The following is a 2,009-nucleotide window of genomic DNA, read 5'->3' as shown; positions in this document are numbered from 1 at the left end:
GCGCTGGGACAGTTCGTAAGTCGCGCATGTGGTGAATCGTTACGGAAAGTTAATCGCAAGCGCAACTTACAAACTGCCCATTAACTAAGCGTTAACTGAAATCAAATATGAGCCTATTACCCAAAATAATATCTGTGTATTTAAGCTTGCCAAGGCATGTGTTTTGGTTGTTTGTGCTTAGCATTGTTGCACTTGGCCTATTTAGCAAAAAATTCCTAAATGGAGCCGAATTAACTACCGCGAGTTGCATTCAAGCAGCACTTTCAACTATTGTTTTTCATTATGTAATTACTCTATTTCTGTATAGAAAATATCAAAGCAATACTGTACAAAAGGTCATGGAAAGTTTTCCTGTGAGAGTTATATGTGCATCTGTGCTTTTCGCAATCACAATATTATTGCTATATGCGCTATATTTCTTTTTCACTAAAGCAATAAACGCCTACAGTTAACAAGGCATTGCACCTGACGAATTGTAAGGTAATATTTTGGTTTTGTAATCGCACTTGGTTGGTGTTATGAAGAAAAGCGTTTGCAGTTTCTATTACATAATCTGCCGTCCGGTCTAACCTGTGGTCGAGTACTGCAAGTTCACGTAGGTTTCACTGTCGTGCTAAATTTCCCACAGTATTAATGAAAGCTGAAATTGAATTAAAGTGAATCGCGCTTGGCTACAGCTCCATCAAGTCTGCGCGTTGAACAAAATAATTGAGTGTGATTTTCGTAAGAACTTGCACTTTGTAGCAACAACTAACGTCCAGCTTACAACAAGGCGTTGAATACGCGCACTGCGTGCGCTGGGACAGTTCGTAAGTCGCGCATTTGGTGTGTCTTTGCAGAAAGTTTATCGCAAGCGCAACTTACAAACTGCCCATTAACTAAGCGTTATAGGTGAGCAATGCGCCTCAAAGAATTAGAAGAATCATATTTGCTATCTTTGCGTCACGACGACGCGAGCAAATTCGTCGAATTTACTTTTATCACTTCGAAAAACCTAAAAGTTAACGTTTCAGCCTGGAATGATAATTTAACGCCTATCGTTGTTGAATACATTGGTTTAAATTTGGTTTCCAATTTTACAAATCATGAAAATATTCACTGCTTAGGTGAAATTGAATCAATCAATACATCAAATTCGGGCTTTACACTTGAAGGTAATATTGGTTGCATTAAGGTTACAGCTAGTAATTTATCCATAGAGCCAAACTAAGTTTTTGTGGTTAGCATCTACTTATCTGTAGCTGGTCGGTTTAAAAATGGTGTTTTGGTTACAATTTTTTTGGCTTAAGTAAAAAGCCTATAACAAAGTGTTCCAACACCGCTCCGGCGCTTCGCGCCTCCACTCGACAGTTTGTAAGTAGCGCATTTAGCGAATTGCTGCGCAAAGTTTATCGCAATGCGCTACTCACAAACTGCGGTTGAACACAACGTTATGCATCACAGTGAGGGTCTATCTTTGAATTTTCAGCTATTGGGTGGAATTTTTTTCATGGCTCTATCTTTAGCTATGTTTTTTCATTCAGTTAGAGAGTTAAATAAAGCTAAAAGTAGTATTAATTGGGTAAAAACATTAGGAAAAATTAAACAGGTTCGGTTATATGGAGTACGCATTGTGAATGGAAGCCGAAAAAATGCTGAAACCCTAGACTTAGAATATGAATATATTGCAAATGAAAAATCATACAAATCTAGTCGAATTGCGTTTTACACACTTCATTTCCCTGATTCATATAATTTTTCATTAGGTAAAATTGTTGGTGAAAATATAAATGTATACTATAACCCTGAAAATCATGGTGAATCTGTTCTAATCGTTGGCGCTCAAAGCGGAAAAGAATTTAGTGGGCATTACCTAAGCATTATCTGTTTTATTATTGGCGTCATTACCTTAATTTTTTCTTTTTAAAGCTTAGCATAACAAGCGACTGTGGTAAAAAATCAATACCTGTAACGCAAATTTAGCTTGCTTGCCACTCGCAATTATCCCGCACCATGGCATTTAAAATCGT

The 2,009-nt window shown here is 37.3% G+C and carries 2 protein-coding genes; both read left to right on the top strand.

Annotated features, from left to right (window positions below; translation table 11 throughout):
• Positions 1 to 898 precede the first annotated feature (898 nt).
• A complete protein-coding gene (locus J2X05_RS21075; protein ID WP_310076411.1) occupies positions 899 to 1,210 on the top strand; it encodes a hypothetical protein in 312 nt (103 codons plus the stop codon).
• A gap of 279 nt (positions 1,211 to 1,489) precedes the next feature.
• Complete coding sequence (locus tag J2X05_RS21070; protein WP_422653146.1) at positions 1,490 to 1,906, top strand: DUF3592 domain-containing protein; 417 nt, start codon at positions 1,490 to 1,492, stop codon at positions 1,904 to 1,906.
• Positions 1,907 to 2,009 lie beyond the last annotated feature (103 nt).

It is taken from the genome of Cellvibrio fibrivorans, assembly GCF_031457055.1.
In the GTDB taxonomy this organism is placed as follows: domain Bacteria; phylum Pseudomonadota; class Gammaproteobacteria; order Pseudomonadales; family Cellvibrionaceae; genus Cellvibrio; species Cellvibrio fibrivorans.
This window is presented reverse-complemented; position numbering and strand designations above follow the sequence as displayed.

What these genes read in the sequence shown, in the direction of transcription:
- J2X05_RS21075 (WP_310076411.1), top strand. Translation starts at nt 899, where the DNA reads ATGCGCCTCAAAGAATTAGAAGAATCATATTTGCTATCTTTGCGTCAC.
- J2X05_RS21070 (WP_422653146.1), top strand. Translation starts at nt 1,490, where the DNA reads ATGGCTCTATCTTTAGCTATGTTTTTTCATTCAGTTAGAGAGTTAAAT.